Here is a 24,926-nt window from a genome sequence, read left to right as displayed (position 1 = left end):
CTAATACGTTCTACAATGGCCGCATGGGGCCGAAAATCCTGTGGGTGCTGCTGCCGTTGGCGGTGTATGCCGCCCTGCTCGCGCTGGTCTGGCGCGGCAAGGCGCCGTCACGCCTGGCCTTGAACGTGCACAGCAGCTTGCTGTTGATGGCTTACCTGCTCACCACGGCGGGCCTTGGCCTGTTCTGGGTCGCCAACCAGCAGTTGCCGGTGTTCGACTGGCATTACCTGTTCGGCTATGCGACTTTGCTGCTGCTGTCGCTGCACCTGTTCCTTAACCTGCCGACCGCCCTGCGCTGGCTGCGCCAACGCCGCAGCAGCGCGCCAGCCGCGGCGCCGACCGGCCCCTTGCCCTGGCGCGGCGCGGCGCGCCAGGCCGGGGCGGTTGCCGCCATGGCGCTGGCGTTTGCGCTCGGCGTGCATTGGGGCGGGCGCAGCGCCGCCCCCGTCCCCTCGCTCGCAGCAGGCGGTGCGGAGGACGGCGTACGGACGGTGCTGCAATACCACGCCGCTTCGGCCTCCTCGCGCAGCGCGGTATTCGGTCATGCGCCGCCGGTCGATTGGGGCGGCCAGCCGGCGCCGTTCAAGTCTTACCCCGGCCTGCCGCAAGTGGCGCTGGCGCGCGCGACGCCTGCGCTCGACGGCGTGCGCTCGCTGGGTGCAATGCTGCGCGCGCCAGCCGCTCACGCCACAGCGCCCGGCCCGGCCATGCTGGACATCACGGCGGTGGGCCAATTCCTGCACCTGACGGCAGGCGTCACGGCGCGGCGTGGCGGCTTGGCTTTGCGCGCCGCCCCATCGTCCGGCGCCCTATTCCCCGGCGAGCTGTATCTACAGGTGCGGCGCGTGCAGGGCCTGCAGCCAGGCTTGTACCACTTTGATGCGGACGCCCACCGCCTGGCCCGGCTTGGCGGCCTGCCGGCCGGCGCCGGTGGGCCGGACTTGCTGCTGGTCGTGGGCGCCGTGTTCCAGCGCACCGGCTACAAGTACCGCAATCGCGCCTACCGCTACGTGGCGGCGGACCTGGGCCACCTGCTCGAAAACGCGCGGCTGGCGGCGCACTACGTGGGTGCGCGGGCGGAGTTGCCGCCGCTGTTCGACGAAATGGCGCTGGCGCAGGTGTTCGGGCTGGATGGCCGGCAGGAAGGCGTGATCGCCGTCGTCGCGCTGAATGGCCGCGCCGGCGCTGCCGGCGGGTTGCCAGCGGCCAGCGCGCCCCGTGCCTCGCCGCCGCCATTGGATCTTGGTGTGACCGGCAGCGTCCACGCCGCCACTTCGCTCGCGCCCGCGCCGCCCCCGCCACTGGCGGCAGCCGCCGGCGCCGGGCCGCTGATCGCATTGCCGCCTGGCGAGCAAGCTGCGATGGACCTGGCGCGCGTCATCCTGCAGCGCCGCAGCCAGCGCCGCTTCACAACGCAGCCGCTGCCGCTGCAGCAACTGTCCTCGATGCTGGCAGAGATGGCGCAAGCGCCGCTGCTATCGGGCGCGCTGCAGGCCGACCTGGTGCTCAACCGCGTGGCAGGCATCCAGCCCGGCGTCTACCGCTACCTGCCCGGCCGGCACGCGCTGCAAGCCGTGGCGCTGGGCGACTTTGCCGCGCAAGCGCGCCAGGCCGCGCTCGACCAGGACGTGATCGGCGACGCCGCCGTCGTCCTGCTGCTATCGGCCGACAGCGCGCAAGCCCTGCGCAGCGGCGCGCGCGGCTACCGAATGGCGTTCCTGGAAGCGGGATTGATGGGGGAACGCTGGCTGCTGGGCGCGGTGGCGCGCGGCCTGGGCGCCTGCCCGGTCGGCGCCTTCTACGACGACGAGGCAGCGCAACTGGTGAAAGCGGCGCCAGGGCGCTGGGTGCTGCACTTCGCCGCCCTGGGCCAGGTGGCGCCGGATTAGTGCAGCTGCGGCGCGCGCAGCTGCGAGTGCAGGCGGAAGCCCTCGCGGATATTCTCGCGCAGCACCGCCCCCTTCCACGGCTTGGTGTAGAAACGGTCGATTGCGCCGTGGTTGATGGCCGCCATGATCGGCGTCAGGTCCGCATAGGCCGACAGCATGATGCGGAAGGTATCCGGCGCCAGGTTTTTGACCCGCTCCATGAACTCCGTGCCCGTCATCATCGGCATGCACTGGTCGCACAGGATGACCTGCACCCGGTGCCGCGCCAGCACGTCAAAGCCCTCCGCCGCCGTTTGCGCCGTCAGGATGCGGTAGCCATCCTGCGCCAGGAAGTCGCTCAGCACATCGAGCATGAAGGCGTCGTCGTCGACGATCAGCAAGGTTTGCTGGTCCACGATGTTATCGTCGCTCGGCGCCTGCAGGTGCCGCCCTTCGCGCAGCATCTGCACAAAGTCCGGCTCCTGCAACGGCCGGCTGAAATAATAGCCCTGCATCTCGTCGCAATCATGGCGCCGCAGATAGGACAGCTGGGCATCCTTCTCCACCCCTTCCGCGATCACCTTCAGCTTCAGGCTGTGCGCCATATTGATAATGGCCAGCACAATCGCCGCATCATCCGGGTTGCTGGTGACTTCGCGCACGAAGGCGATGTCGATCTTCAGCTTATCGATCGGGAAGCGCTTCAGGTAAGCCAGCGAAGAATAGCCGGTGCCGAAATCGTCGATGGAAATTTTCACCCCCAGCGCCTTCAGGTTCTGCAGCACCGTGATGGTTTCCTCCGCGTTCGACATCAGCGAGCTTTCAGTCAGCTCCAGCTCCAGCAGCTCCGGCGAGATGTCGTTGTCCTTGATGGCGCGCATCACCTCCTCTTCCAGCCCGCCGACAAAGAACTGGATACCCGACACGTTGACCGACAAATGCACCGCCCCGACCTGGGTCTTCGCCCATTCGGCGATCTTGCGGCAGGATTCCTGCAGCACCCAGCTGCCGACCCGCACGATCAGGCCGGTCTCCTCCAGCAGCGGGATGAACAGCGCCGGCGACACCATGCCGTGGCCCGGGCGGTTCCAGCGCAGCAGCACTTCGGCGCCGCTGATGCGGCCCGTGGCGATATGCACTTTGGGCTGGTAGAACAGCACGAACTCATTGTTGTCGATCGCGCGCCGCAGTGCGTTCTCCATGTCCAGCCGCGCCAGCGATTGCGCGTTCATCTCCGCCGTGAAGAAGCGGAAGGCATCGCGCCCCGCCTCCTTGGCGCGGTACATCGCCGTATCGGCGTACTGGATCAGGATATCGGGATCATTGCTGTCCTCCGGGAAAACGGAGATGCCGATACTGGCTGTCACCGTCACCTCATGCCCCTTCAAGTCAAAGGGCTGGCGCATCGCATCGCGGATCTTGTCCACCACCGCAATGGCGTTCTGCGCCCCTTCCGGCAGCATCAGGATGGCGGCGAACTCGTCGCCGCCAAAGCGGCCGATGGTGTCGCGCACGCGCAGGCATTCCACCAGGCGGCTGGAGAACTGGCGCAGCAGCTCGTCGCCGATGGTGTGGCCCAGCGTGTCGTTGATGTTCTTGAAGCGGTCCATGTCGAGGAACAGCACCGCCAGCGCCCAGCCATGCTCGCCCGCCTGCTTCAGCGACAACGTCAGCGAATCGTAGAACTGGCTGCGGTTGGGCAGCCCGGTCAGGGTGTCGAAGTGAGCCAGCTTGAGCAGGCGCTTCTCGGCCTCCTTGCGCTCCGTGATATCGCGCGCGACCGCGACCAGGATCCAGTTCTGGCCCGAGCGCAGGGTGCGGCGCTGCACCTCCACCGACAAGGGGGCGCCATCCTTACATTCGAGCAGCAGCTCCGCCATGGCACCGCTCTGGTCGCCCGCCAGCAGCTTGTCGTATAAATCGCGTAGCGGCTGCAAGCCCGCCTCCGGCGCGCGATCGGGCCCGATTTTCAGGAAATCCTCGCGCGCGAAACCCAGCATGCGGCACGCCGTCACATTGACGTCGATGAAGCAGCTGTTGGCGCGGTCGACCAGGAAAATCGCGTCGGCCGTCGCGTCCATCGCCAGGCGGAAGCGGCGCAAGTCCTCGTCCAGGCGGATGCGCGCATTCATGTCCAGCTGCAGCTGGGCGTGGTGGCGGCGGATTTCCTCGTACAGCAGCAGGTTCTCGTACGCGACCGAAATCTGCGCCGCCACCGTCACCGCCACCCGCTCGTCCACCTCATTGAATTCCTCGGACCCCAGCTTGTCCACCAGGTACAGCCAGCCGTGCACCCGCTCGCGCGAGGCGATCGGCACGCCCAGGAAGGAATGGATCGGCGGGTGCGCGGACGGCAGGCCGATTTCGCGCGGATCGCCGCCCAGGCGGCTCATGCGCACCGGCTGCCGCTGCTTGAGCAGGCTGTCCAGGATGCCGGCGCGCGCTTGGCTTGCCACCACCTGCGCCTGCTCGCCCACGCCGCAGGAAGCGAAGAAGCTGGCCTCCTGCGCATCCTGTTCCAGCACGCCGATGCAGGCAAAACGCGATACGCAAATATTCTGCGCCACGCGCACGCCGATTTCCACCAGCGCCTGCGCGTCGCGCTCCGCGCCCAGTTCAATCCCCAGCTCGATCAGCGCCGTCAGGCGCAGGCTCACCGCCTGCAGGCTGGAGAGGGAGCGCGACAGGCGCTCCGTCATCTGGCTCAAGTGCTCCGGCTCGTTCTCATTCGAATCGCCGTTGTTGGCGAAGCGCGTGATCGACTGGCTGCTCGACTCCACCTCGTCGATATACTCGGCCACCTTGTGCTCGATCTCGAACAGGCGCCCCTGGCCGGGCGGCTCCGGCGCAAAGGCCGGCAGCGTCTCGTCCTGGGCCGACATGCCGAGCGCCTGGTGCACCGTCTTCAGGATCACATCCGGGTCGGACGGCTTGGGCAGCACCCAGCGCACGCCGCACGCCTCGGCCACCGCCATCGCCTCGCGCTCGCGGTAGGTGGCGGTGTAGAAAATAATCGGCACCTGCGCCAGCTCCGGCTGGCTGCGGATGCGGTTGACGAATTCATAGCCATCCATGTTTGGCATCAGGATGTCCGAGATCACCAGGTCCGGCTTCTCGCTCTCCATCACCTTCAAGCCTTCGATGCCGCTGGAAGCTTCCAGCAGGCGGTGCCCGCTGTAACCAAGAAGCGTCATCAGGAACTCGCGGTTAAGCACATGGTCGTCGACGATCAGGATCGTCGCGATGTCGTTCGCATTACGGGGCGACATCTCCCCCGGCAAAAAAGACTCGATTTGCGTCACGAAGGTATCGGGCTCGATCGGTTTGCCGATGTAGCCGTCAAAGCCGGCAGCCAGCAGCTTTTCGCGGTCGCCGACCATGGCCAGCGCGGTCACGGCCAGGGTCGGGATTTCTTTCAGGGCCGGGTCCTGCTTCAACTGCGCCACCACGCCGTAGCCATCGAGTTTGGGCAGGTGCACGTCGCAGATGATCAGGTCGGGCGCCTCGCGCCGCGCCACTTCCACGCCCTCTTCCCCGTTATGGGCGAGCAGCGGCTGGTAGCCGAACGCGCGGAGCAGGTACACCATCAGCTCCATATTGGTTGGGTTGTCTTCGATAATCAGGATGCGTGCTGACATTGGTACTCCAGTCACTGTGTCGCCTCTAGTATCCGCTATTCCACCGGCAGTGACAGCACAAAAATGCTGCCGTTGCCCGGCTTGTCGAAATAGCGTATCGATCCATTCAATAACGCCGCCAGTTTGTGGCTCAGGTGGATGCCCAGCTGCTGCAGGCTGTCCTCCGTGACGCCGCCGCCGGTATCGCTCACGCTCACTTGCACCACCGACTGGCCCTCCAGGTAGCTGCGTTCCAGGCCAATATTAATCTCGCCGCGCTCGGTAAACTTGATCGCATTCCTCATAAGGTTCATCAGGATTTGCTGCAGCGCGCGCCGATCGGTGCGCAGCATCAGCGCCTCCTGCGGCGCGCGCCACTGCAGCAGCAGGCCTTTTTGCCGCGCCTGCGGCCGGAATACCAGCGCCAGCTCCTCCACAATCGCGCGGCAGTTCAAGGGTTCCAGGTGCAGCTCCAGCTGGCCCGAGCCCAGTTTGGTCAGGTCCAGCAAGTCGTTAATCAGCGACAGCAAGTGGCGCGCACTGGACTGCACCGTGCGCAACTGCTTTTCCTGTTCCTCGTTCAGGGGACCCGGCAATTGCATCAGCATGGTGCCGGTAAAGCCGAGAATGGCATTCAGCGGCGTGCGTAATTCGTGCGACATGCTGGCCAGGAAGCGGTCTTTGGCCTGGCCCGCCTTGACCAGTTCAGTGATATCGCGCACCGCGTACAGCTGCAGCGGACCGAGCGCGCCCGGCATGCTGCTGCGCCGCACCTCGACCGGGAATTCGCTGCCGTCCTGGCGCAGGCCGCGGTGGGCGCCGCCGGGCAGCAGGCTGGCCAGCGGCACGCCGCGCAACTCGCCGGCAGCGTAGGCGAACAAGGCGCAGGCCAGATGGTTGGCCTGCACCACGCGCTCGCCGGCGTCGGCTACCAGGATCGCGTCCGGCATGGATTCAAGCAGGCTGCCGACGCCGTCTTCCGCGTCCAGGGTGTCCACATGATCGGTCTTGCCGAAGTCGGTCGCCATCGTCCTGCTTTCTGAATGAAACTCACTGAATTTCACATCCTTTACAGCAGCGGCAATTGCCTAGCCTCAAGACAGTCTAAGTGATCCCCATAATCTCCGCAAGAATGTGCTGGGCGATCGCGGGATGGCGGCCCAGCGCAACATGGCCGATGCCGTGCAGCGCGATATTGCGCGCGCCCGGCAAATGGCAGGAATCCTGGGGCGCGATGATGTTGTCGTGCCAGGAGTAGATGGAAGTCATGAGGCCGCGCTGGCTGCGGTCGTCAGCGTCGAGCTGCGCCAGCCACTCCGCGTCGCGCCGCATCTGGCGCGCATTGTCGCCCGGTCCCATATGCGCCAGGTCGGTGCCAAAGTGCGGCGTGCCAAGCGTGATGATGCGCGCCACGCGCGCCGCACCAAAACGGCGCAGCCAGGCGCGCGCCACCAGCCCGCCCATGCTGTGCGCCACGATCACCAGCCGGGCGCTGCCGCTGGCTGCCAGCAAGGCCTGCGCCGCCCGCTCCAGCTGCAGCGCGTAATCCTCGATATCGCCGAACACCGGCTCCAGGTCCACCGTGGCGTAGCTCAAACCCTGCGCCTCCAGCTGCGCCGCCAGGTGCACCCAGAAGCCGCCATTGGCACCGTAACCGTGCACCATCAGCACCGGCAAGCCGCGCGGCGCGCTGGCAAGGTGCAGGCGCGGACGGTGGCGCAGCATATGCCAGGAGGTCACTGCCATGGTCGACATATACTCGTGCAAGAACAGTTGCAAACGCTGCAGCCAAGCCAGTTGCGCATGCTGCGGCACGGGCCGCGCGGCCATGCGGAAATTGTTGGCGGAAATCGCCATGCGTACCATCAGTACAACGGTGACCGCCAACAACAAGGCCACATCGGCCGGCACCAGGCGTGCCAGCAGCCACGCCAGCGCGCCGGCCACGGTCACTTGCAACGCCATCACCAGCCATAGCATGCGCTTGACCATGGCCCGCCGCCTCAGCCCTTGCCGCCCAGGCGTTGCGCCAGGCCGCTCGCCAGTCTGGCCGTGATGCCGTAGATCGACAGCTGGGGATTGGCGCCGATCGAGGTCGGGAACAGCGATCCGTCATGGACAGACAGGTTGCCGATGCCGCGATACAGGCCGTCCGGCGCCACCACGCCGGTCAGCGCATCGCCCGACATGGCGCAGCCGCCCATCACGTGCGCCGACACCACGCGCGTCAGCAGCTTTTGCATCGGCAGCGCGGCAATGGCTTGCTTGGCCGCGTTCCAGTCCCGGTAGGGCTGGTCCACCAGCTCGTGCACCGGGCGCACGCCGTCGGCGCCGGCGGCGAACTGGATTTCAGCCATGGTCAGCAGCGCGCGCCGCGCGCCGTCCCAGAAATACGGCGTGAGCGGGTAGTCGAGTTGGGGCGAACCGTCGCCGTTCAGCGTCACGCGGCCGCCCGCCGATTCGGGATGGAAGCCGTCGCGCAGCAGCGCCAGCAGGCCCTGGATATGCGCAAAGCGCCCCATCAGCTGCGCGTGGGCCGGACCGAAGGCCGACACCGTGGTACCGGCCAGCACCGGGTGCAGCGGACCGACTTCCAGCTTGTAGCCCATCGGGCCATCGAGCGCCTGCGTGTGCAGGAAATGGTCGGAGTACACCGTTTGCGGCGCACCGCTGAACGCTTCCACCGGCTGCCGGTAGGTGCCGATCGACAGCACCACCGGATGCAGGAAGGTGCGCTGGCCCAGCACCTGGTAGGGGTCGGGCGCGCCGGAGCGCAGCAGCAGCGCCGGCGAGTTGATCGCGCCGCCCGCCACCACGAAATGGCGCGCCTTGAGCGTGATGCGGCGACCGCTGGCCGCCAGCCCGTCCGCCGTCAACGCCGCGCACTCGAGCGCGCTGGCCTGGCCGCCGGCCAAGGTAAAGCGCTCGGCGCGCGCGCGGGTCAGCAAGATCGCGCCCTGCTCCAGCGCGGCCGGGATGGTGGTGACCAGCATCGACTGCTTGGCGTTGGTCGGGCAGCCCATGCCGCAGTAGCCCAGGTTCCAGCAGCCGTTGACGTTGCGCCGGATCAGGCCGGTGGAGATGCCCAGCTTCTCCGCGCCGCGCCGCAGCAGGTCATTGTTCTCGTTGGGCGGGGTTGGCCAATCACTGATGTGCAGGCGCTCTTCCATTTTCTGGAACCACGGCGCCAGCGCGTCCGCGCCATAGTCTTTCAAGCCGTATTTGGCCTGCCACCAATCCAGGGTCGCGGCCGGCGTGCGGAAGCTCGACGTCCAGTTCACCGTGGTCGAACCGCCGACAGTGCGCCCCTGCAGGATGTTGATGGCCTTATCGGCCGTCTTGCGCGCCGCCGCATCCTGGTAGAGCGCAGGGTAGGCATCGGCCTCGCGCATCTTGAAGTCTTTGGAAGACTTCAACGCGCCCTCCTCCACCAGCAGCACCTTCAAGCCGGCGTTGGCCAGGATTTCCGCCGTGACGCCGCCGCCCGCGCCGGTGCCGACGATGACCACGTCGGCGTCGTAGCGGCGGTCCTGCTGCAGGGTGGACGCATCGATGACCTGCCAGCCGGCCGCGATGCCGGCCTGGATTGGATCCGGGATGGGACTCGTCATGCGCTCAGCTCCTTCATCGGACCGTGATAGCCGCTCCCGACCCAGGAGGAAGGATCGGCATACCAGCCGCCCAGCACCAGGTCATGCAAGCCATGGTAAGCCGTTTGCAGCATCTCGGTGCGATGGGTGCGCCAGTTTTGCAGGAAAGCCGCCACCTGCGCCGGCGACGCCTCCGGCCAGGCCGGCACGCCCGCCAGCAAGCGCCGCGTGGGCGCCATGGTCAGCAAGCCGAACAGGTCGCTGATTTCCTTCTGCATGGAGAGCGGCAGGGCCGCGATCGCCCCCGCCACCCGCTCGATCCCCGCCGCCAGCGCCGGCGGTGCCGGCTGCAGCCCGGTAATGGCCGGTATCAAGGCCGCCAGCATGGTGCGTCCCGGCTGGTCCAGCGCGAAGCGCTGCGGTGTCGCCGGCCGAAAATGCCGATAAGCCGCCCCGCCCGCCGCCAGCGCCAAGCCGCCCAGCAGCCCGGCCTTCAAAAAAGTCCTGCGTTGCATCGTGTCTCCCTTTTTTGTCCACCTTTCTTCCTGACCCCGAAGTGGACATTTCTTTGATTTAAGGGGGATTCTAAGGATGCCGGCGGCTTGCGGCTAGAGCGAAGGCTCTAATCCTGGCGCTTGCGGGCGGCCTGCGCCACCATCTGGCGCGCGATGCCGCGCAGGATGTTGACCTCTTCCGCTTCCAGCCCGGCGCGCGCGAACAGGCGCTTCAGGCGCGGCATCAGCTTGCGCGGGTTGTTGGCGTCGAGGAAGCCGATCTCGACCAGGGATCGTTCCAGGTGCTCGTACATGCCTTCCACCGCTGCCGCGCTGGCGGCTGCGCCGTGGAAGCCGACCGGGCTGGCGGCGTGCTGGCCGTCCAGCGCGGCCATGCGGCATTCGTACACCAGCACTTGCGCCGCCTGCGCCAGGTTGAGCGAGGAGTAGTCGGGGTTGGCCGGGATATTCACCAGCACATTGCACGGCTCCACGATCTCATTGGGCAGGCCGAAGCGCTCGTTGCCGAAAATCAGGGCCGCCTGCAGCTCGCTGCCGCCCGCCAGCTGGCCGGCGAATGCGCGCGGCGTCACCACCGGCGGCGAAAACTCGCGCAAGCGCGCCGACACCGCTGCCGTGAAGTTGATCCCCTCCAGCGCTTCGGCCATCGAAGCGACCACGCGTGCCGACTGCAAAATATCCTGCGCGCCGGAGGCAAAGGCCACCGCCTCCTCATGTTCGCAGGCCCCGTCAAAGCGCGGATTGACCAGCACCAGGTCGGAAAAACCCATGGTTTTCATGGCGCGCGCCACCGCGCCGATATTGCCCGGGCGGCTGGTTTCGACCAGCACGATGCGCAGGCGTTGGAAGGCGGAGGATGCGGATTCGGTCTGCTTCATTTATAATCGCGGGATTCTGCGTTGGGCGTGCATTTTACTCCGCCGGCACAACGCGCCGCTCTTTTTCAATCTTGTCATCATTTCCGCTGCCGGATGCGCGAAGCGTTTCCGTGGGCGGCAATGGCTATTTTACGGAAGCTAGTATGCACCCAATGCTGAATACGGCCATCAAGGCCGCGCGCCGTGGCGCCGCAGTAATCAACCGCGCCTCCTTCGACCTGGACCGCGTCAACGTAACTGAAAAGCAACACAACGACTTCGTCACCGATGTGGACCAGGCTGCTGAACAGGCCATCATCGAAGTGCTGCTGAAAGCCTACCCGGAGCACGCCATTTTTGCCGAAGAATCCGGCATCACCGGCACCGTAAATGACGAGAGCGAATACGTGTGGATCATCGATCCACTGGACGGCACCACCAACTTCATGCACGGCTTCCCACAGTACGCCATCTCGATCGCCCTGCAGCAGCGCGGCGTCGTGACGCAGGCCGTGGTGTACGATCCGGTGCACAACGACCTGTTCACCGCCAGCAAGGGCGCCGGCGCCTACCTGAACGAAAAGCGCATCCGCGTCAACAAGCTGGACCGCATCAGCGGCGCCCTGCTGGCCTCCGGCTACAAGCCAGGCTCGCCGGCTGCCATCGCGGAATTCGCCAAGATGTTCACCATCATGGCCGAGCGCTCGCACGGCATCCGCCGCGCCGGCTCCGCCGCCCTGGACCTGGCCTACGTGGCCTGCGGCCGCCTGGACGGCTACTACGAAAAGAACCTGAAGCCATGGGATATCGCCGCCGGCGCCCTGCTGGTGACGGAAGCGGGCGGCATCGCCGCCGAGTTCAACGGTGAAACCAACTATATGAACAGCGGCAACATTATCGCCGCCTCGCCCAAAGTCTTCGGCCAAATGATTGGCCTGTTGGCAGAGTTTGCATAAAGTTAAGCCCGAATTCACTACAAAAGAGGCCCTGCGGGGCCTTTTTTATTGTTGCTGTGCGTCAAGGCATAAAACTTTACTGATATACTTTGCCTAGCGCCGACGTTTCCATGCGGCAATAGTTTTCTCACAATTTACAGAATAACCACATAATATGTCTTTCTCCGATCTCGGCTTGTCTGATGCCATCGTGCGTGCGGTAGCCGATACCGGCTACACAGCCCCTACCCCGATCCAAAGCCAGGCCATCCCTGCCGTATTGAACGGCGGCGACCTGCTGGCCGGCGCCCAGACCGGCACCGGCAAGACCGCCGGCTTCACGCTGCCGGTGCTGCATCGCCTGTCCACCGACGCCGTCGGCAGCAAGCTGGCCAACAATACCGCGCCGCGCGCCATCCGCGCCCTGGTCCTGACCCCGACCCGCGAACTGGCAGCCCAGGTGGAAGAAAGCGTCAAGACCTACGGCAAGCACACCAAGCTCAATTCGGCCGTGATTTTTGGCGGCGTCAGCATCAACCCGCAGATCAAGCTGCTCAAGCACGGCGTCGACATCCTGGTGGCCACCCCGGGCCGCCTGCTGGACCATATGCAGCAAGGCACCGTCAACCTCGACAAGATTGAAATTCTGGTGCTGGACGAAGCCGACCGCATGCTGGACATGGGCTTCATCCGCGACATCCGCAAAGTGCTGGCCGCGCTGCCGCCAAAACGCCAGAACCTGCTGTTCTCGGCCACCTTCTCGGACGAGATCAAGGCCCTGGCCGACGGCCTGCTGGACAACCCGAAGACCATTGAGGTGGCGCGCCGCAATTCAACGGTGGAAATCATCTCGCAGAAAATCCACCCGGTCGACCGCGACAAGAAGCACCCGATGCTGTCGCACCTGATCCGCACCAACAGCTGGACCCAGGTGCTGGTGTTCACCCGCACCAAGCACGGCGCCAACAAGCTGGTCGAGCAGCTGGGCAAGGATGGCGTGAAAGCCATGGCGATCCACGGCAACAAGAGCCAGACCGCGCGCACCCGCGCCCTGGCCGAGTTCAAGGATGGCACCCTGCAATGCCTGGTCGCGACCGACATCGCCGCGCGCGGCATCGACATCGACCAACTGCCGCACGTGGTCAACTACGACCTGCCGAACGTGCCGGAAGACTATGTGCACCGCATCGGCCGCACCGGCCGCGCCGGCGCCAAGGGCGAGGCGGTATCGCTGGTCTGCGTGGATGAACACGCGATGCTGCGCGACATCGAGCGCCTGATCAAGCAAACCCTGCCGCGCGAAGTCATCCCCGGCTTCGAACCGGACCCGAATGCCAAAGCGCAGCCGATCCAGCTGCGCAGCGGCAATGGCCGCCACCAGAACCGCCCACCGCGCCCCGTCGCGGGCGCCGGCGGCGGCAATGGCAATGGCGGCGGCAACCGCAGCCAGGGCACCCCAGGCAAGCCGCGCGTCGCCGCCAATGGCAACCGCGACGGCGCCCCACGCAGCGCCGCCCCTGCCGGCATCCGCCGCGACGCCCGCCCAGCCGGCGGCAGCGGCGGCCAACGCCCCGCCAACGCCCCCCGCCAGCGCACCCGCTAAAGCAAAATGTCCACTTCGGGGTCAGGAAGAAAGTTGGACATTTCCTCGAGAAATGTCCACATTTCTTCCTGACCCCGAAGTGGACATATAATCTGCGGCATGCCTAAATTTGCCGCCAACCTGTCCATGCTGTTTACCGAGGCGCCGTTTATCGAGCGCTTTGGCTTGGCGCAGGCGGCGGGTTTCCGCGGCGTCGAATTCCTCTTTCCGTATGCTTTCGATGCGGATGACATCCGGCAGCGCCTGGAGCGCCATCAGCTGCAGCTGGTGCTGCATAACTTGCCGCCAGGCGACTGGCAGGCCGGCGAGCGCGGCATGGCGTGCGATCCGCGCCGCTTCGAGGAGTTCCAGGACAGCGTGGGCCTGGGCCTGGAGTACGCGCGCGAACTCGGCACGCCGCGCGTGCATTGCATGGCTGGCATCCTGCCGGGCGGCCTGGCGCCGGAACGGGCGCGCGAGGCGTATATCCGCTCCTTGCAGTACGCGGCCGACCAGTTCGCCCCGCTCGGGGTCGAGGTGCTGGTGGAGCCGCTCAACCATTTCGACATCCCCGGCTATTTCCTGAACCATAGCCGGCAGGCGCTGGAAATCCTGGCCGCGGCGGCCCGCCCCAACCTGTTCCTGCAATACGACATCTACCATATGCAGCGCATGGAGGGCGAGCTGGCCAACACCATCCGCGCCTGCCTGCCGAATATCCGCCACATCCAGCTGGCCGATACGCCGGGCCGCCACGAGCCGGGCAGCGGCGAAATCAATTATCCCTTCCTGTTCGGCCTGCTCGACGCGCTCGGGTATGAAGGCTGGATCGGCTGCGAATACCAGCCCCGCACGCACACCGGCGCCAGCCTGGCCTGGCTCGCGCCCTACCTGCACGCCTGACCTTTGCGCTGGCGCAAACGCGCCCGCCGCGCCTTGGCGCAAGATGGTCCTTGCCGCCCGAGGAGACCATCATGAAACGCTACCTGTGCTTACTGTTGTGCTTGCTACTGGCGGCCTGCGCCAGCAATCCGCGCTTGAAGGAGGTGCGCAGCCTGGCCGATGAGGCGCCCGCGCTGGCGGCGTTCAGCGACCTGAGCCAGCGCTTCCGCGACACCTACCAGCGCGCACAACCCTACCTGTCCAGCGCCGCCGCCCAGCGCGAGGAGGCCATCGACCGCAAGCGGCGCGATGCCTACCCCGACTTCATCGCGCTGCAGGCGGCCGCCGCCACCTACCTGCGCGCCCTGGGCGCCCTGGCCGGCGGCGCCACCTTCCACTACGGCGACCAGGTCAAGCAATTGGCCGAGGGCGTCAAGGCCTGGCCGGACACCGGCCTCAGCGACCGCCACGTCAACGCCTATTCCGCCCTGGTGCGCCTGTTGCTGCGCGCCAGCACCGGGCGGGCCCAGGACCAGGCGCTGCAAGCCATGCTGCGCGAGGGCGGCGAGCCGCTGCAAGGCACGCTGGACGCCATGCACACCCTGCTGCGCTACTTCAATAAGCAGCATGACAACGAACAGCGCATCGTGCTCGGCATGCTGGAGGTGGAAATCCCCTATGCCGATGCGCCGCGCGACCGCCTGCTGGCGGCCCTGGCGCGCGCCCACCAGCAGGAAAAGGTGCGCGAGTACCGCCTGCTCGGCCTGCGCCACACCCTGGCCGCCCAGCACATCGAACAGATGCGCGCGCGCCACGCCGCCCTGCTGCAGGGCCTCGATCCGCAGCCCGCCGCCGCGCCCCCCGCCACCTTGCAAGGAGCCCAGCCATGAGCTTGACCGCCACCCTGCCGCACGACCTGGAAGCCCTGGCCGACAGCCTGTCGGCCAGCGCCGATGAACTGCACACGCGCATCATGCGCGGCATCCGCCAGCAGCAGCACCTGGCCGGCAACAACGGCCTGGGCGGCGCCAGCCCGCTCACGCACGGCGCGGCCCAGGCCCTGTTCGAGAACGAGGTGGCGCTGCGCCAGCAAGCCAACAGCCTGTATGTGGATGCCGCCAGCCATACCCTGGAAGGCATGGGCGTCACGCTGGAGGAACTGCTGCGCCTGGCGGCCGAGGCGCGCGACGCCATGCGCCGCATCGAGCGGGTCAAGGAACTGGCCGCCCTCAGTGCCGATTTGCTGGCGGTGGCGGCGGCGATCGCGGCGGCGCGCCCGGAACACCTGGTGGCGCCGCTGCGCAGCCTGAAACAGCAGCTGGCCGCACGGCTGCCGCGCGGGAGTGCGTAAACCGCGCCGCAGGCTTACAATGGTCTTCCGAACAACGGATTCGTGGAGACCGTCATGGGCCTGTCGCGCGAACAGCTTGCCTCAATGCAAGCCGCCCTGGAGCAACGCAAGCTGACGTTGCTGCAGCAGCTGGCCGGCCGCATGGACGGCGAACTGGCGCGCGTGCCCGCGGTGGAGGAAATCGAAACCTCGCCCGCCGACAGCGCCAGCAACCGCACCCTCAACCAGCTGGAGCTGGAAGCCGACGAGCACAAGCAGGCCCAGCTCAGCAGCGTGCGGCACGCCCTGGCCAAGATCGAGGACGGCAGCTACGGCCTGTGCGATAACTGCGGCAATGAAATCCCCTTCTCCCGCCTGAATGCCCGGCCCGAAGCGCCACTGTGCATCGCCTGCCAGACCCGGCTCGAGAAAGCAACCGCCGCCTTGCGCTGAGGCGCCGGAGGCTCTATGGCTTACAAGACCATCCTGGTGCATGTCGATGAAGCGCCGCACAGCGCGGCGCGCATCCTGCTGGCGGGCGAACTGGCGCTGCAGGAAGGCGCCCACGTGGTGGGCGTGGCCACCACCGGCGTGTCGCGCTTCCTGTACCAGAACGAAACGGTGGACGAGCACGACCCCAACCTGGCGCGCCACCTCGACATCCTGCGCGAGCGCGCCGGCCGCGCCCTGGCCGAATTCGCGCCGCGCCTGCAGGCGCTGGGCGTGCAATCGCTGGAGCAGCGCATCCTGGACGACGACGCGAGCGCCGGCCTGAGCCTGATGGCACGCCATGCCGACCTGGTCATCGTCGGCCAGCTCGATGCGCGCCAGCGCGGCCCCGACGTGCCGGCCGAAGTGCTGGCCGCGAGCGGCAAGCCGGTGCTGGTGGTGCCCCTGTCGGCGCGCCCCTCAGGCACCATCGCCGTCACGCGGGACGGCATCGCCAGCAGCGGCGGCCCGGCGCCGGCGCGCCACATCCTGGCGGCCTGGAACGCCAGCCGCGAGGCCGGGCGCGCGCTGCAGGACGCCCTGCCCCTGTTGCGCCGCGCCGAGCGCGTGACCGTCGCCATTTTCGATGCCGAGACGCGCCCCGGCGTGTTCGGCGAGCCGCCCGGGGCCGACATCCTGGCCTGGCTGGCGCGGCACGGCGTGAGCGCCCACCTGGTGCTGGGCCAGGGCGAACGCCAGGGCTTGCTGAAACGCGGCAGCGACATCGGCGGCCAGTTGCTGGCCCTGGCGGCCGAGCGCGATTGCGATTTACTGGTGATGGGGGCGTACGGCCACTCGCGCCTGCGCGAGACGCTGCTGGGCGGCGTCACGCGCAGCGTGCTCGATGCGATGACGCTGCCGCTCCTGATGTCGCATTAAGCTTAATCGTCCGCCAGCCAGGCCTGGCCGCGGATCTTGGCCACCTGGCGCTGCGCCAGCCACTTCCAGATCTGCAGCGCGTCCTCCTGCTTGCAGCGCATGCGGCGCGGCGTGGCCAGCGCGATTTCGCAATCGCGGTCGGACCACTCCTCGTAGCGCACGGCGCCGTCGGGATCGACCTCCACCTGGTACATCAAGCCATCGTCATAGCCGAACTTCAGGGTGGCGCTGCCGGGCACGCCGTCCGGCGCGTGGATCTTGCCGCCGTACACATCCGACAATGCCGCCACCAGTTGGGCTTCGGTCGGGGCCGAAACATCACGCCGGTCCGGGCGCGACAGTACTACCCATGCCTGTGTCATTGACGCTCTCCCCTCAAAACAAAGCGATCGCTTCTTGTGGCAGATGATGTACTGGACGGCGCACCGTGGTCATGATCCACGTCTAGTCGGCTGCAGGTTCGCTGCTTTTATTGTAGCAACTATCATAGCGGAAATTACTTTTCGCAATAGGGGCGTTTGCATTCCGCAACAACCGGCGCTACACGAATTGCGGCACTGACAAGGGATTGAAATCTTTCCAATCCCCGTCCTCGATCGTGCCCTCGGCGCGTTCCACCTGCTGCGCGCCCTGGCCGCGTAGCAGGGCGATGGCGCGCCCCTCCTCGGCGTCCGCCACCGCCACGGCCACCAGCATGCCGGCCGGGCGCGGCGGCGGGCCCGATGCCTCCCGCTCCTCGAGCTCGGAGAAGCTATACAGCGAACCGACATGGGCCCCGACCAGGCCGCCCAGCACCGGCCCCACCGGTCCGGCCAGCGGAATGCTGGCCGCGCCCAGGGCCGCGCCCACGGCGGCGCCGGTCACCTCGCCCTTGGCCAGCCCGTGCGGCGTATCCTGCGCCCCGGGCGAGACGACGCGGTCGCCGCCGCTCGGGATCACCGCGTGCTGCCCGGGCGGATTGGCGTAAAACGTACTCACGCGCCCGGCGGCAAAGCCGGCCGCCTGCAGCGCGCTGCAGGCTTGCTGGCATTCGTCCTGGGTCTGGAAATGGGCGGCAATAATGGTGCGCATGGCATTCTCCTCAAAAAGCACCAGCCTGCCCAAGCTGCCGCCATGCGACAGTTAAGTAGCGCACACGCGCGGATTTGATTGCCGCGCCGTATAATCGATTTGCCCCCACCAGATGCCACTTTTACATGAGTAGCTTCCACCACGAAAGGACGGTCGAGCACGCAACCGTAGCCCTGTCGGAGCTGCTGGACGGGCACCCGGTGGCCACCTTTGTCATCGACAACGCCCATGTCATCACCCATTGGAACAAGGCCTGCGAGCATTTGCTCGGCTGGAGCACGCAGGAGATGGTGGGCACGCGCCACCACTGGCGCGCCTTTTACACCCGCCCGCGCCCGCTGCTGGCCGACCTGATCGTGGATGCGGTCGATCCCGCCAGCGACCGCAATTTCCGCGACAAATACCGCCCTTCCACCCTGATCGACGGCGCCTACGAGGAGGAGGATTTCTTCCCGAATATCGGCGCCGCCGGCCACTGGCTGCAACTGACGGCGGCCCCGCTGCGCGGGCACGACGGCCGGCTGGCGGGCGCCATCCAGAGCCTGCGCGACGTGACCGAGCGGCGCGTGGCGGAAAACGCGCTGCGCCAGGCGCACGACAAGCTGGAACACACGGTGCGCCAGCGCACCGCCCAGCTCACGCGCACCCAGCAGCAGCTGGTGCAGTCCGACAAACTGGCCTCGATCGGCCAACTGGCGGCCGGCGTGGCGCACGAAATCAACAACCCGATCGGCTACATCTTTTCCAATTTCGGCACCCTGCAAGGCTACCTTGACAGCCTGTTCACCATGCTCGACGCCTACCGCGCGGCGGAAGCGGCGCTGGCCGACCCCGCGCTGGCGCAGCGCCTGCAAGCCCTGCGCCAGCAGGTCGAACTCGACTTCCTGCGCGAGGACATCCCGACCCTGATGCAGGAATCGCGGGAAGGCATCGTGCGCGTGCGCCACATCGTGCAGGACCTGAAGGATTTTTCGCGCGTCGACAGCGCGCAGGAATGGGTCTGGGCCGACCTGCGCCAGGGCCTGGACTCGACCCTGAACATCGTCGCCAACGAAATCCGCTACACCGCCGAGGTGGTGCGCGAGTACGGCGAGATCCCCGACATCGAATGCCTGCCGCTGCAGCTTAACCAGGTGGCCATGAACCTGCTGGTCAACGCGGCGCACGCCATCGGCCCGGCGCGCGGGCGCATCACGCTGCGTACCGGCTGCGACGGCGAGCAAGTCTGGTTCAGCGTGGGCGACAACGGCTGCGGCATTGCGCCGCAAGACCTGGGCCGCATCTTCGACCCGTTTTTCACCACCAAGGAAGTCGGCAAGGGCACCGGCCTGGGCCTGTCGCTGTCGTACGGCATTGTGCAAAAACACCAGGGCCGCATCGAGGTCGAATCGGCGCTCGGCCAAGGCAGCACCTTCCGCGTCACCCTGCCGCGGCGCCGCGCCGCCACTGAGGAAAGGAAGCCAAGTGACAATGACCATCCTGTGCGTTGACGACGAACCCAACATCCTGTCGGCGTTGCGCCGCCTGTTGCGCGGCAAGGGCTACCAGGTGCTGACGGCCGACAGCGGCGCCGAGGGCCTGGAGCTGCTGGCGCAGCAGCCGGTCGACCTGGTGATCTCCGACATGCGCATGCCGGTGATGGACGGCGCGCGTTTCCTGGCCCAGGTGCGCGAGCGCTGGCCCGGCACGGTGCGCCTGCTGCTGACAGGCTACTCGGACGTGCAGTCGATCCAGGACGCCATCAATTGCGGCGAAATCTACCGCTACATCACCAAGCCCTGGGACGACAACGACCTGCTGCTGATCGTGCGCCATGCGCTGGAGCGGCGCGCGCTGGAGCAGGACAAACTGCGCCTGGAGGCGCTCACGCGCCAGCAGAACGAGGAGCTGCGGCTGCTGAACGCCAGCCTGGAGCAAAAGGTCGAGCAGCGCACGCACCAGCTCAAGGCCAACTTCCTCACCACCATCAAGATCCTGTCCGGCATTGCCGAGATGCGCGGCAGCAGCCTGCCCGGCCACACGCGCCAGGTGGCCGAACTGGCGCGCCGCATCGCCGTCCAGCTCAAGCTCGAGGCGCGCGAGGTGCAGGATGTCTTCATCGCCGGCCTGCTGCACGACCTGGGGCGCATCGGCTTTGCCGACGATGTGCTGCGCACGCCGGTCACCGCCCTGCAGGGCGACGCGCTGGCGCAGTACCGCAAGCACCCGGTACGGGCCGAGCACCTGTTGATGCCGCTGGCCGACCTGGCCGGCACGGCGGCCATCGTGCGCCACCAGCTGGAACGCTTCGACGGCCAGGGCTTCCCCGACCGCCAGCTCGGTTTCGCCATCCCGATCGGCGCCCGCATCCTGGCGCTGGCGGCCGACTATTACAACCTGCAGCAGGGCGCCCTGGTGCAGCGCCACTTGCGCGCGGAGGAAGCCAAGTCGCTGATCCTGGACGGCGCCGGCAAGCGCTACGACCCGGCCGTGGTGCAGGCGTTCCGCCAGGTGGTGGACGGCGGCGTGCGCGGCGTGGCCGAGGCGCACGACCTGGAACTGCTGTCGGGCGAACTGGTGCCGGGCATGGTGCTGTCGCGCGATGTGGTCAGCCGCGACGGCCTGATGCTGCTGGCGGCCGACCATGTGCTGGACGCGCGCATGATCCAGCAACTGCAGGATTTCGAGAAGAAGAGCGGCAGCCGCCTGCCTATTTTTGTGCAGCGCTCACGGGTAGATGCAGCGTGAAGGCGGAGCCCTTGCCCGGCTCGGAGATGACGGCGATGCGGCCGCCGTGCTTGTGCACGATGCCGTAGGCCAGGTAAAGCCCGAGCCCGGTGCCGCTGCCGACCGGCTTGGTGGTGAAGAAGGGATCGAAGATGCGGCCCAGGTGTTGCGGCGCGATGCCGGCGCCGTTGTCCTGGATGCGCACCCACACGCCGTCGCGGTCGGTGCCGGTGATGACGCGGATGATGCCCTGCTCCGCAATGGCTTGCACGGCATTCAGCAGGATGTTGCGGAAGGCCTGGTTCAGTTGCGCCGGCTGGCAGGCCAGCAGCGGCAGCTGGCCGTAGTGCTTTTCCACGCGCGCCTTGAAACGCAGCTGGCTGGCCAGGGCGTCCAGCGTGCTGTTCAGCCCCTGGTGCAGGTCGGCCGCCTGCTGCCACTGGCTGTCGCCGACGGCGGAAAAATCCTTGAGTGCCTGCACGATATCGCGCACCCGGCGCAAGCCGTCCAGCGACTCGCGCACCAGGGCCGCCGTGTCCTCCTTCAGGAAGGCGAAATCGGCCTGCGCCAACTGCTCGGCGCTGGCGCTGCGCTCGACCAGCTCGAACAGGGTCTCGGCATAGGATTTCAGGCTGCCCAGGTTGGAGGTGACGAAACCGACCGGGTTATTGATTTCATGCGCCACGCCGGCCGCCAGCTGGCCGATCGAGGCCATATTCTGCGCCTGCAGCAGGCTCTCTTCCATCTGCTTGCGGTCGGTGATGTCGGTCAGGGAACCGATCACCTCCAGCGGCGCGCCCTGCGCGTCGCGGATCAGGCGCAGTTGGTCGTGCATCCACAGGTAGCGCCCGTCGGCGGCGCGGAAGCGGTACTCGTAGGTGCGCTCGCCCACGCTGAAGATCTGCGCCAGGCTGGAAAAGATCTGCGGCGCGTCATCCGGGTGGATATGGTCGAACCAGAAGTTGGGGTCGGCCAGCATCTCCTCCGGCCGGTAACCGAGCACATTGAGCGCGTTGGCGCTGACAAAGGTCATTTTGAAGTCGCCGCTCGGCACCGTGCTGTAGATGATGGCCGGCGTGTTGTCGACCAGGTACTTCAGGCGCTGGAGCGGATCGGCCGGCGCCTTGCTGCTGGCCGGCGTATCGCTGCTGATGAAGTCGAAGTCCTCGAAATCCATGCCTGCTTACCAGTCGGCCCAGGCATAGGAGCGCGCCGCTTGCGGCAGCGCCAGCAAGGCCGGCTCGGGCGCGGGCGGCGGCGGCGCCGCCAGCCAGTCGCGCGGGTCGACCCGGAAATACTGCCGCAGCTCCGCGTACAGGGCGGCATGGCGCTCGGCCAGTTGCCAGGGGCGGGTGAAGAAGGTTTCCGTGGCCACGGCAAAGAACTCGGCCGGGCTGGTGGCGCCATAGTGGTCCAGCACGCTGTCCTGGCGCCCCAGCCACGCCTCGTGGCGCAGGTTGGCGTAATCGCGCGACAGCACCGCCGACCAGCTGCGGTAGCTGTCCGGGCTGCCCAGGTAGGGCGCGCCGTTGGTGCTGCCCGACTCGCTGTCGAGCTGGTGCGCGAACTCGTGCAGCACGACGTTGTTGCCGCCCTGCCAGTCCTGCGTGCCGCGCGCCACATCGTCCCACGACAGCACAATGCGGCCATCGCTCCACGACTCGCCCAGCATGTGCTGGCGCACCGGCGTCACCACCCCGCCCGGCCCCATTTCGGGACGGTCGGCAATGAAGGCGCCGGGGTACAGCAGGATGGTGCGCAATTCGCGGTACACCTTGCTCGGCTTGTTCAGCAACAGCAGGCAGGCCTGGGCCGCGATGGTCAGGCGCATGGCGTGCGTGACGTCCAGGCCGGCGCAACCGATGAATTTTTTCTGGTGCAGGAACTGCACCACCATGCGCTGCAACTGGCGCTGCAACTCCGGCGCCAGGCTGCGGTAGAACGGGATGCTGCCCTCGATGACCGCCAGTTCGGCGGGCGACAACACGCGCGCCAGGGCGCGCTGTCGCGCCCAGCGAAGATACAACCAGGGCGCCGCGATTGCCAGCGCCGCCACAAGAGGCCAAAGCCAAGCTTCCATATTGCCGTCCATAACAGAACTCGTTCCGCCACAGATGGGGCTACTTAACGGCTTTTCAACGTGCCGTCACCCTGGGAAGCTTAGCACCGTTTTGCTTTATGGCTGGGCCTTTTGCAACGAGCCGGGCACGCCGAACAGGGCGGCCACCAAGGGGTCGCGCTGCACCGGGCCGCGGTTGACGCGGATTGCATAATGCGTGTCATCGGCCAGGATATGGAAGTGGCGGCCATTGCCGGCCATGCTCTGCTCGCGCAGGCTGGGGCGTTCCTTGCGGGGCGGCGCGCCTTCGCGCTTTGGCTGGGCGATCGCGGCCAGGAAGGCTTGCACGCGCTCGGCATCCGGGGTCAACTGGTATACCGCCTTGCCCAGATAGGTGGCGGTGCCTTCGATATAGCGCGCCAGCTCGATCACGCCGGCCTCGCGCAGGTCGCGGATGTATTTGCGGGCGCCCGAGGGCGAGAACTTCAGGAACCAGGCGATTTCGTCGGCCAGCATTTCGTGGTTTTGTAGTTCCGCCACCAGCTTTTGCATGTTTTCGATGCGGCGCAGGGTTGCCGAGGTGGAACGGACGCGCTCGATCGGCGCCAGGGACAGGGCTTTGCGCTCCGTCACGGGGCCGGGGCGTTCGACCAGCGCCAGGCGTGGACGGGCTGGCACGGCCGGCATCGGGGCCGGCAGTTCCTGGTTAGCTTCGATTTCGAGGCCGTGGGACGATTCTCTGATTGCGTGCATTTGGTCACTCCTTGTAAATGCCAGGGTGGATTCGCAGGCTCCAGAGTGCCCGGCCGCAGCTCAGCGGTCTGTGCGGCAGCGAACATACAAACACATTAAACTTGATTAATTAGCACTTTTATCGCAAGCGGGGCGCCGCTGTGTGCGTTCGCGAACGGAGCCGCCGGGCGCCGCGCCCTATGCTGGAGCCAGCTTCACTCACCTGGAGGATCCAAGATGAAATATTCCGTACTCCTCGCAGCCCTGGCCCTGGCCGGCCTGAGCGCCTGCGAAAAGACCGTCACCAATAACCCGCCGCCGGTGGTGGAACCGGCGCCGCCGCCCGCCGTCGTGCCAGGCCCGCCAGGGCCGCAAGGCGATCCGGGCGCGCCCGGCCCGCAGGGCGAACCCGGCAAACCCGGCGATACCGTGATCGTGCAGCCGCAAACGCCGCCGCCGGCGCCGGCGGAACCCACCAAACAGTAAGGTGGGGCGACCGCCGTCCATGCCCGTTTGGACGGCGGTTTGCCAATCGCGCAATACTAAAAGTTGCGCCCACGTTGTAGAAATGCTACATACTTGCTATAATCCAAGGTGATTGTGCGCTAGCGCACTGATTCGGGGCGTCCTCAACGCCTACACTGAACCCACAGCAAGTAACACAGCTGGGAAAGGGAGTCGCGTCCTTTTCCGCGACTTTTCTACTCAAAAATAACGGGAGTTAACTAGTGAATAAGATTAAAAATATCGCCATCGTCGCTGCGCTGATGTCGGCTTCTTTCGCCGCCACCGCCCAGGAAACCCTGCTCAACCAGAACTGGTACGTCGCACCGACCGTCGGCGTGATGCGTCCGGACAGCGCTTGGGCCGTGTCGAAAGACGACGCCGCCTATGGCCTGCGCGTCGGCAAAGCCCTGAACGAGAAGTGGGACCTGCAGATCGGCACCTCCTACGCGTCCAGCACCGACTACGGCCAGCGTTACACCCAGAAACTGCTGGGCGTTGACGGCCTGTACCTGTTCTCCCGCAAGAACATCCGTCCGTTCCTGCTGGTTGGTGCCGGCGCCGAGCGCGACAAGTCCAACCTGCTGAGCGGCGCCGAGCCGGCCCGCACCTCGCCATACCTGGCCGCCGGCCTGGGCGTGCAAGCCAACATCACCCCGCGCCTGTTCTTCCAGGCTGACCTGCGCAACGTGCACGGCTTCATCCGTGGCGAGCAGTTCAACAACTCGAAGTCGGACAACAAGTACCTGAACTTCTCGCTGAACTACCTGCTGGGCGCAGCGCCAGTCGCAGCCGCCCCGGCACCGGCCCCGGCCCCAGTGGCGGCGCCAGCACCGGCCCCGGCACCAGCCCCAGCCCCAGCGCCAGCTCCGGCACCAGCACCGAAGTTCGAAAAAGTCACCATGGCGGCTACCGAACTGTTCGCCTTCGACAGCGCCAACCTGGCACCGAACCAGCCTAAGCTGGACGAAATGGCCAAGCTGCTGAACGACAACCCATCGATCGGCAACGTGGTCATCACCGGCCACACCGACCGCCTGGGTTCGGACAAGTACAACCAGAAGCTGTCCGAGCGTCGCGCCGAGTCCGTCAAGTCCTACCTGGTAGGCAAAGGCGTGGCCGCTTCCCGCCTGTCGGCACAAGGCAAGGGCAAAACCCAGCCAGTGGTGCAGTGCAACGACAAGAAGCAAAAGCGCGCTGACCTGATCAAGTGCCTGGAGCCAAACCGTCGCGTGGAAGTGGAACAAGTGACCGTGGAACGCCGCGTGAACTAAGCCATTGCTGACGTAAACAACCAAGGGGCCTGCGGG

At 66.6% G+C, this 24,926-nt stretch carries 23 protein-coding genes; 12 read left to right on the top strand and 11 right to left on the bottom strand.

The features are described from left to right. The first annotated feature begins 23 nt into the window (after positions 1–23). A complete protein-coding gene (locus GTP41_RS08150; RefSeq protein ID WP_161025079.1) occupies positions 24–1,889 on the top strand; it encodes a SagB/ThcOx family dehydrogenase in 1,866 nt (621 codons plus the stop codon). On the opposite strand, the gene GTP41_RS08145 is transcribed toward GTP41_RS08150, so the two are convergent. From GTP41_RS08145 to GTP41_RS08120, 6 genes are all read right to left on the bottom strand, one after another. After that, entirely contained in the window at positions 1,886–5,506 is a 3,621-nt protein-coding gene (locus GTP41_RS08145) for an EAL domain-containing protein (RefSeq protein WP_161025078.1), read from the bottom strand. The genes GTP41_RS08150 and GTP41_RS08145 overlap by 4 nt on opposite strands. Before the next feature lie 35 nt (positions 5,507–5,541). Then, a complete protein-coding gene (locus GTP41_RS08140) occupies positions 5,542–6,513 on the bottom strand; it encodes a sensor histidine kinase (RefSeq protein ID WP_161025077.1) in 972 nt (323 codons plus the stop codon). Between the two features lie 76 nt (positions 6,514–6,589). Next, positions 6,590–7,477 carry an esterase/lipase family protein gene (locus tag GTP41_RS08135; RefSeq protein ID WP_161025076.1) on the bottom strand — a complete coding sequence of 296 codons (888 nt, stop codon included), beginning with the start codon at positions 7,475–7,477 and terminating at the stop codon, positions 6,590–6,592. Positions 7,478–7,488: 11 nt separating this feature from the next. Further along, entirely contained in the window at positions 7,489–9,096 is a 1,608-nt protein-coding gene (locus GTP41_RS08130) for a GMC family oxidoreductase (protein WP_161025075.1), read from the bottom strand. Beyond that, positions 9,093–9,590: a hypothetical protein gene (locus tag GTP41_RS08125; protein ID WP_161025074.1), complete on the bottom strand. Its 498-nt coding sequence runs from the start codon at positions 9,588–9,590 to the stop codon at positions 9,093–9,095. The genes GTP41_RS08130 and GTP41_RS08125 overlap by 4 nt, the downstream gene beginning before the upstream one ends. Before the next feature lie 107 nt (positions 9,591–9,697). Beyond that, complete coding sequence (locus GTP41_RS08120) at positions 9,698–10,468, bottom strand: RNA methyltransferase (RefSeq protein ID WP_161025073.1); 771 nt, start codon at positions 10,466–10,468, stop codon at positions 9,698–9,700. A 152-nt stretch (positions 10,469–10,620) separates the two neighbouring features. Between GTP41_RS08120 and GTP41_RS08115 the strand changes: the two genes are divergently transcribed. The 7 genes from GTP41_RS08115 to GTP41_RS08085 all read left to right on the top strand — a co-directional run bounded on the left by GTP41_RS08115 (position 10,621) and on the right by GTP41_RS08085 (position 16,544). Then, positions 10,621–11,403 carry an inositol monophosphatase family protein gene (locus GTP41_RS08115; RefSeq protein WP_161025301.1) on the top strand — a complete coding sequence of 261 codons (783 nt, stop codon included), beginning with the start codon at positions 10,621–10,623 and terminating at the stop codon, positions 11,401–11,403. Positions 11,404–11,557: 154 nt separating this feature from the next. Continuing rightward, on the top strand, positions 11,558–12,985 hold the full coding sequence (locus GTP41_RS08110) for a DEAD/DEAH box helicase (RefSeq protein WP_161025072.1): 1,428 nt from the start codon (positions 11,558–11,560) through the stop codon (positions 12,983–12,985). 99 nt (positions 12,986–13,084) lie between these two features. Further along, entirely contained in the window at positions 13,085–13,867 is a 783-nt protein-coding gene (gene otnI, locus GTP41_RS08105) for a 2-oxo-tetronate isomerase (RefSeq protein WP_161025071.1), read from the top strand. 71 nt (positions 13,868–13,938) lie between these two features. Further along, on the top strand, positions 13,939–14,736 hold the full coding sequence (locus GTP41_RS08100) for a hypothetical protein (RefSeq protein ID WP_161025070.1): 798 nt from the start codon (positions 13,939–13,941) through the stop codon (positions 14,734–14,736). Next, positions 14,733–15,197 carry a hypothetical protein gene (locus GTP41_RS08095; RefSeq protein ID WP_161025069.1) on the top strand — a complete coding sequence of 155 codons (465 nt, stop codon included), beginning with the start codon at positions 14,733–14,735 and terminating at the stop codon, positions 15,195–15,197. The genes GTP41_RS08100 and GTP41_RS08095 overlap by 4 nt, the downstream gene beginning before the upstream one ends. Before the next feature lie 54 nt (positions 15,198–15,251). Beyond that, positions 15,252–15,629 (top strand): TraR/DksA family transcriptional regulator, encoded by a 378-nt coding sequence (locus GTP41_RS08090; RefSeq protein WP_229502784.1) that lies wholly within the window; start codon positions 15,252–15,254, stop codon positions 15,627–15,629. Between the two features lie 15 nt (positions 15,630–15,644). Then, a complete protein-coding gene (locus GTP41_RS08085; protein ID WP_161025068.1) occupies positions 15,645–16,544 on the top strand; it encodes a universal stress protein in 900 nt (299 codons plus the stop codon). 2 nt (positions 16,545–16,546) lie between these two features. Here GTP41_RS08085 and GTP41_RS08080 read toward each other — a convergent pair whose 3' ends face one another. Then, positions 16,547–16,906 carry a hypothetical protein gene (locus GTP41_RS08080; protein ID WP_161025067.1) on the bottom strand — a complete coding sequence of 120 codons (360 nt, stop codon included), beginning with the start codon at positions 16,904–16,906 and terminating at the stop codon, positions 16,547–16,549. A 178-nt stretch (positions 16,907–17,084) separates the two neighbouring features. Continuing rightward, positions 17,085–17,615, bottom strand: coding sequence for a hypothetical protein (locus GTP41_RS08075; RefSeq protein WP_161025066.1), 531 nt, complete (start codon positions 17,613–17,615; stop codon positions 17,085–17,087). Between the two features lie 125 nt (positions 17,616–17,740). On the opposite strand from GTP41_RS08075, the gene GTP41_RS08070 reads away from it, so the two are divergent. Together GTP41_RS08070 and nosR are read left to right on the top strand one after the other, a co-directional pair. After that, positions 17,741–19,105, top strand: coding sequence for a PAS domain-containing sensor histidine kinase (locus GTP41_RS08070; RefSeq protein ID WP_161025065.1), 1,365 nt, complete (start codon positions 17,741–17,743; stop codon positions 19,103–19,105). Continuing rightward, positions 19,086–20,342, top strand: coding sequence for a response regulator c-di-GMP phosphodiesterase, NosR family (gene nosR, locus GTP41_RS08065; protein WP_161025299.1), 1,257 nt, complete (start codon positions 19,086–19,088; stop codon positions 20,340–20,342). The genes GTP41_RS08070 and nosR overlap by 20 nt, the downstream gene beginning before the upstream one ends. Here nosR and GTP41_RS08060 read toward each other — a convergent pair. The 3 genes from GTP41_RS08060 to GTP41_RS08050 form a co-directional block, all read right to left on the bottom strand. Beyond that, positions 20,305–21,498 (bottom strand): PAS domain-containing sensor histidine kinase, encoded by a 1,194-nt coding sequence (locus GTP41_RS08060; protein WP_161025064.1) that lies wholly within the window; start codon positions 21,496–21,498, stop codon positions 20,305–20,307. The genes nosR and GTP41_RS08060 overlap by 38 nt on opposite strands. A 6-nt stretch (positions 21,499–21,504) precedes the next feature. Next, the gene (locus tag GTP41_RS08055; RefSeq protein WP_161025063.1) at positions 21,505–22,401 is read right to left on the bottom strand and encodes a M90 family metallopeptidase; all 897 of its coding nucleotides are present in this window, start codon (positions 22,399–22,401) and stop codon (positions 21,505–21,507) included. A 96-nt stretch (positions 22,402–22,497) separates the two neighbouring features. Then, the gene (locus GTP41_RS08050) at positions 22,498–23,067 is read right to left on the bottom strand and encodes a winged helix-turn-helix domain-containing protein (RefSeq protein ID WP_229502796.1); all 570 of its coding nucleotides are present in this window, start codon (positions 23,065–23,067) and stop codon (positions 22,498–22,500) included. Positions 23,068–23,349: 282 nt separating this feature from the next. Between GTP41_RS08050 and GTP41_RS27790 the strand changes: the two genes are divergently transcribed. Together GTP41_RS27790 and GTP41_RS08040 are read left to right on the top strand one after the other, a co-directional pair. Then, positions 23,350–23,598: a hypothetical protein gene (locus GTP41_RS27790; protein ID WP_202419663.1), complete on the top strand. Its 249-nt coding sequence runs from the start codon at positions 23,350–23,352 to the stop codon at positions 23,596–23,598. A 242-nt stretch (positions 23,599–23,840) separates the two neighbouring features. Further along, entirely contained in the window at positions 23,841–24,890 is a 1,050-nt protein-coding gene (locus tag GTP41_RS08040; RefSeq protein WP_161025062.1) for an OmpA family protein, read from the top strand. Positions 24,891–24,926 lie beyond the last annotated feature (36 nt).

Origin of the sequence: Pseudoduganella guangdongensis, from assembly GCF_009857475.1 — a bacterium.
GTDB lineage: Bacteria > Pseudomonadota > Gammaproteobacteria > Burkholderiales > Burkholderiaceae_D > Rugamonas > Rugamonas guangdongensis.
This window is presented reverse-complemented; position numbering and strand designations above follow the sequence as displayed.

Excerpts from the sequence above, each read along its gene's own strand:
- GTP41_RS08150 (WP_161025079.1), top strand. The coding sequence starts at position 24 with ATGGGGCCGAAAATCCTGTGGGTGCTGCTGCCGTTGGCGGTGTATGCC.
- GTP41_RS08145 (WP_161025078.1), bottom strand. The coding sequence starts at position 5,506 with ATGTCAGCACGCATCCTGATTATCGAAGACAACCCAACCAATATGGAG.
- GTP41_RS08140 (WP_161025077.1), bottom strand. The coding sequence starts at position 6,513 with ATGGCGACCGACTTCGGCAAGACCGATCATGTGGACACCCTGGACGCG.
- GTP41_RS08135 (WP_161025076.1), bottom strand. The coding sequence starts at position 7,477 with ATGGTCAAGCGCATGCTATGGCTGGTGATGGCGTTGCAAGTGACCGTG.
- GTP41_RS08130 (WP_161025075.1), bottom strand. The coding sequence starts at position 9,096 with ATGACGAGTCCCATCCCGGATCCAATCCAGGCCGGCATCGCGGCCGGC.
- GTP41_RS08125 (WP_161025074.1), bottom strand. The coding sequence starts at position 9,590 with ATGCAACGCAGGACTTTTTTGAAGGCCGGGCTGCTGGGCGGCTTGGCG.
- GTP41_RS08120 (WP_161025073.1), bottom strand. The coding sequence starts at position 10,468 with ATGAAGCAGACCGAATCCGCATCCTCCGCCTTCCAACGCCTGCGCATC.
- GTP41_RS08115 (WP_161025301.1), top strand. The coding sequence starts at position 10,621 with ATGCTGAATACGGCCATCAAGGCCGCGCGCCGTGGCGCCGCAGTAATC.
- GTP41_RS08110 (WP_161025072.1), top strand. The coding sequence starts at position 11,558 with ATGTCTTTCTCCGATCTCGGCTTGTCTGATGCCATCGTGCGTGCGGTA.
- otnI (WP_161025071.1), top strand. The coding sequence starts at position 13,085 with ATGCCTAAATTTGCCGCCAACCTGTCCATGCTGTTTACCGAGGCGCCG.
- GTP41_RS08100 (WP_161025070.1), top strand. The coding sequence starts at position 13,939 with ATGAAACGCTACCTGTGCTTACTGTTGTGCTTGCTACTGGCGGCCTGC.
- GTP41_RS08095 (WP_161025069.1), top strand. The coding sequence starts at position 14,733 with ATGAGCTTGACCGCCACCCTGCCGCACGACCTGGAAGCCCTGGCCGAC.
- GTP41_RS08090 (WP_229502784.1), top strand. The coding sequence starts at position 15,252 with ATGGGCCTGTCGCGCGAACAGCTTGCCTCAATGCAAGCCGCCCTGGAG.
- GTP41_RS08085 (WP_161025068.1), top strand. The coding sequence starts at position 15,645 with ATGGCTTACAAGACCATCCTGGTGCATGTCGATGAAGCGCCGCACAGC.
- GTP41_RS08080 (WP_161025067.1), bottom strand. The coding sequence starts at position 16,906 with ATGACACAGGCATGGGTAGTACTGTCGCGCCCGGACCGGCGTGATGTT.
- GTP41_RS08075 (WP_161025066.1), bottom strand. The coding sequence starts at position 17,615 with ATGCGCACCATTATTGCCGCCCATTTCCAGACCCAGGACGAATGCCAG.
- GTP41_RS08070 (WP_161025065.1), top strand. The coding sequence starts at position 17,741 with ATGAGTAGCTTCCACCACGAAAGGACGGTCGAGCACGCAACCGTAGCC.
- nosR (WP_161025299.1), top strand. The coding sequence starts at position 19,086 with ATGACCATCCTGTGCGTTGACGACGAACCCAACATCCTGTCGGCGTTG.
- GTP41_RS08060 (WP_161025064.1), bottom strand. The coding sequence starts at position 21,498 with ATGGATTTCGAGGACTTCGACTTCATCAGCAGCGATACGCCGGCCAGC.
- GTP41_RS08055 (WP_161025063.1), bottom strand. The coding sequence starts at position 22,401 with ATGGAAGCTTGGCTTTGGCCTCTTGTGGCGGCGCTGGCAATCGCGGCG.
- GTP41_RS08050 (WP_229502796.1), bottom strand. The coding sequence starts at position 23,067 with ATGCCGGCCGTGCCAGCCCGTCCACGCCTGGCGCTGGTCGAACGCCCC.
- GTP41_RS27790 (WP_202419663.1), top strand. The coding sequence starts at position 23,350 with ATGAAATATTCCGTACTCCTCGCAGCCCTGGCCCTGGCCGGCCTGAGC.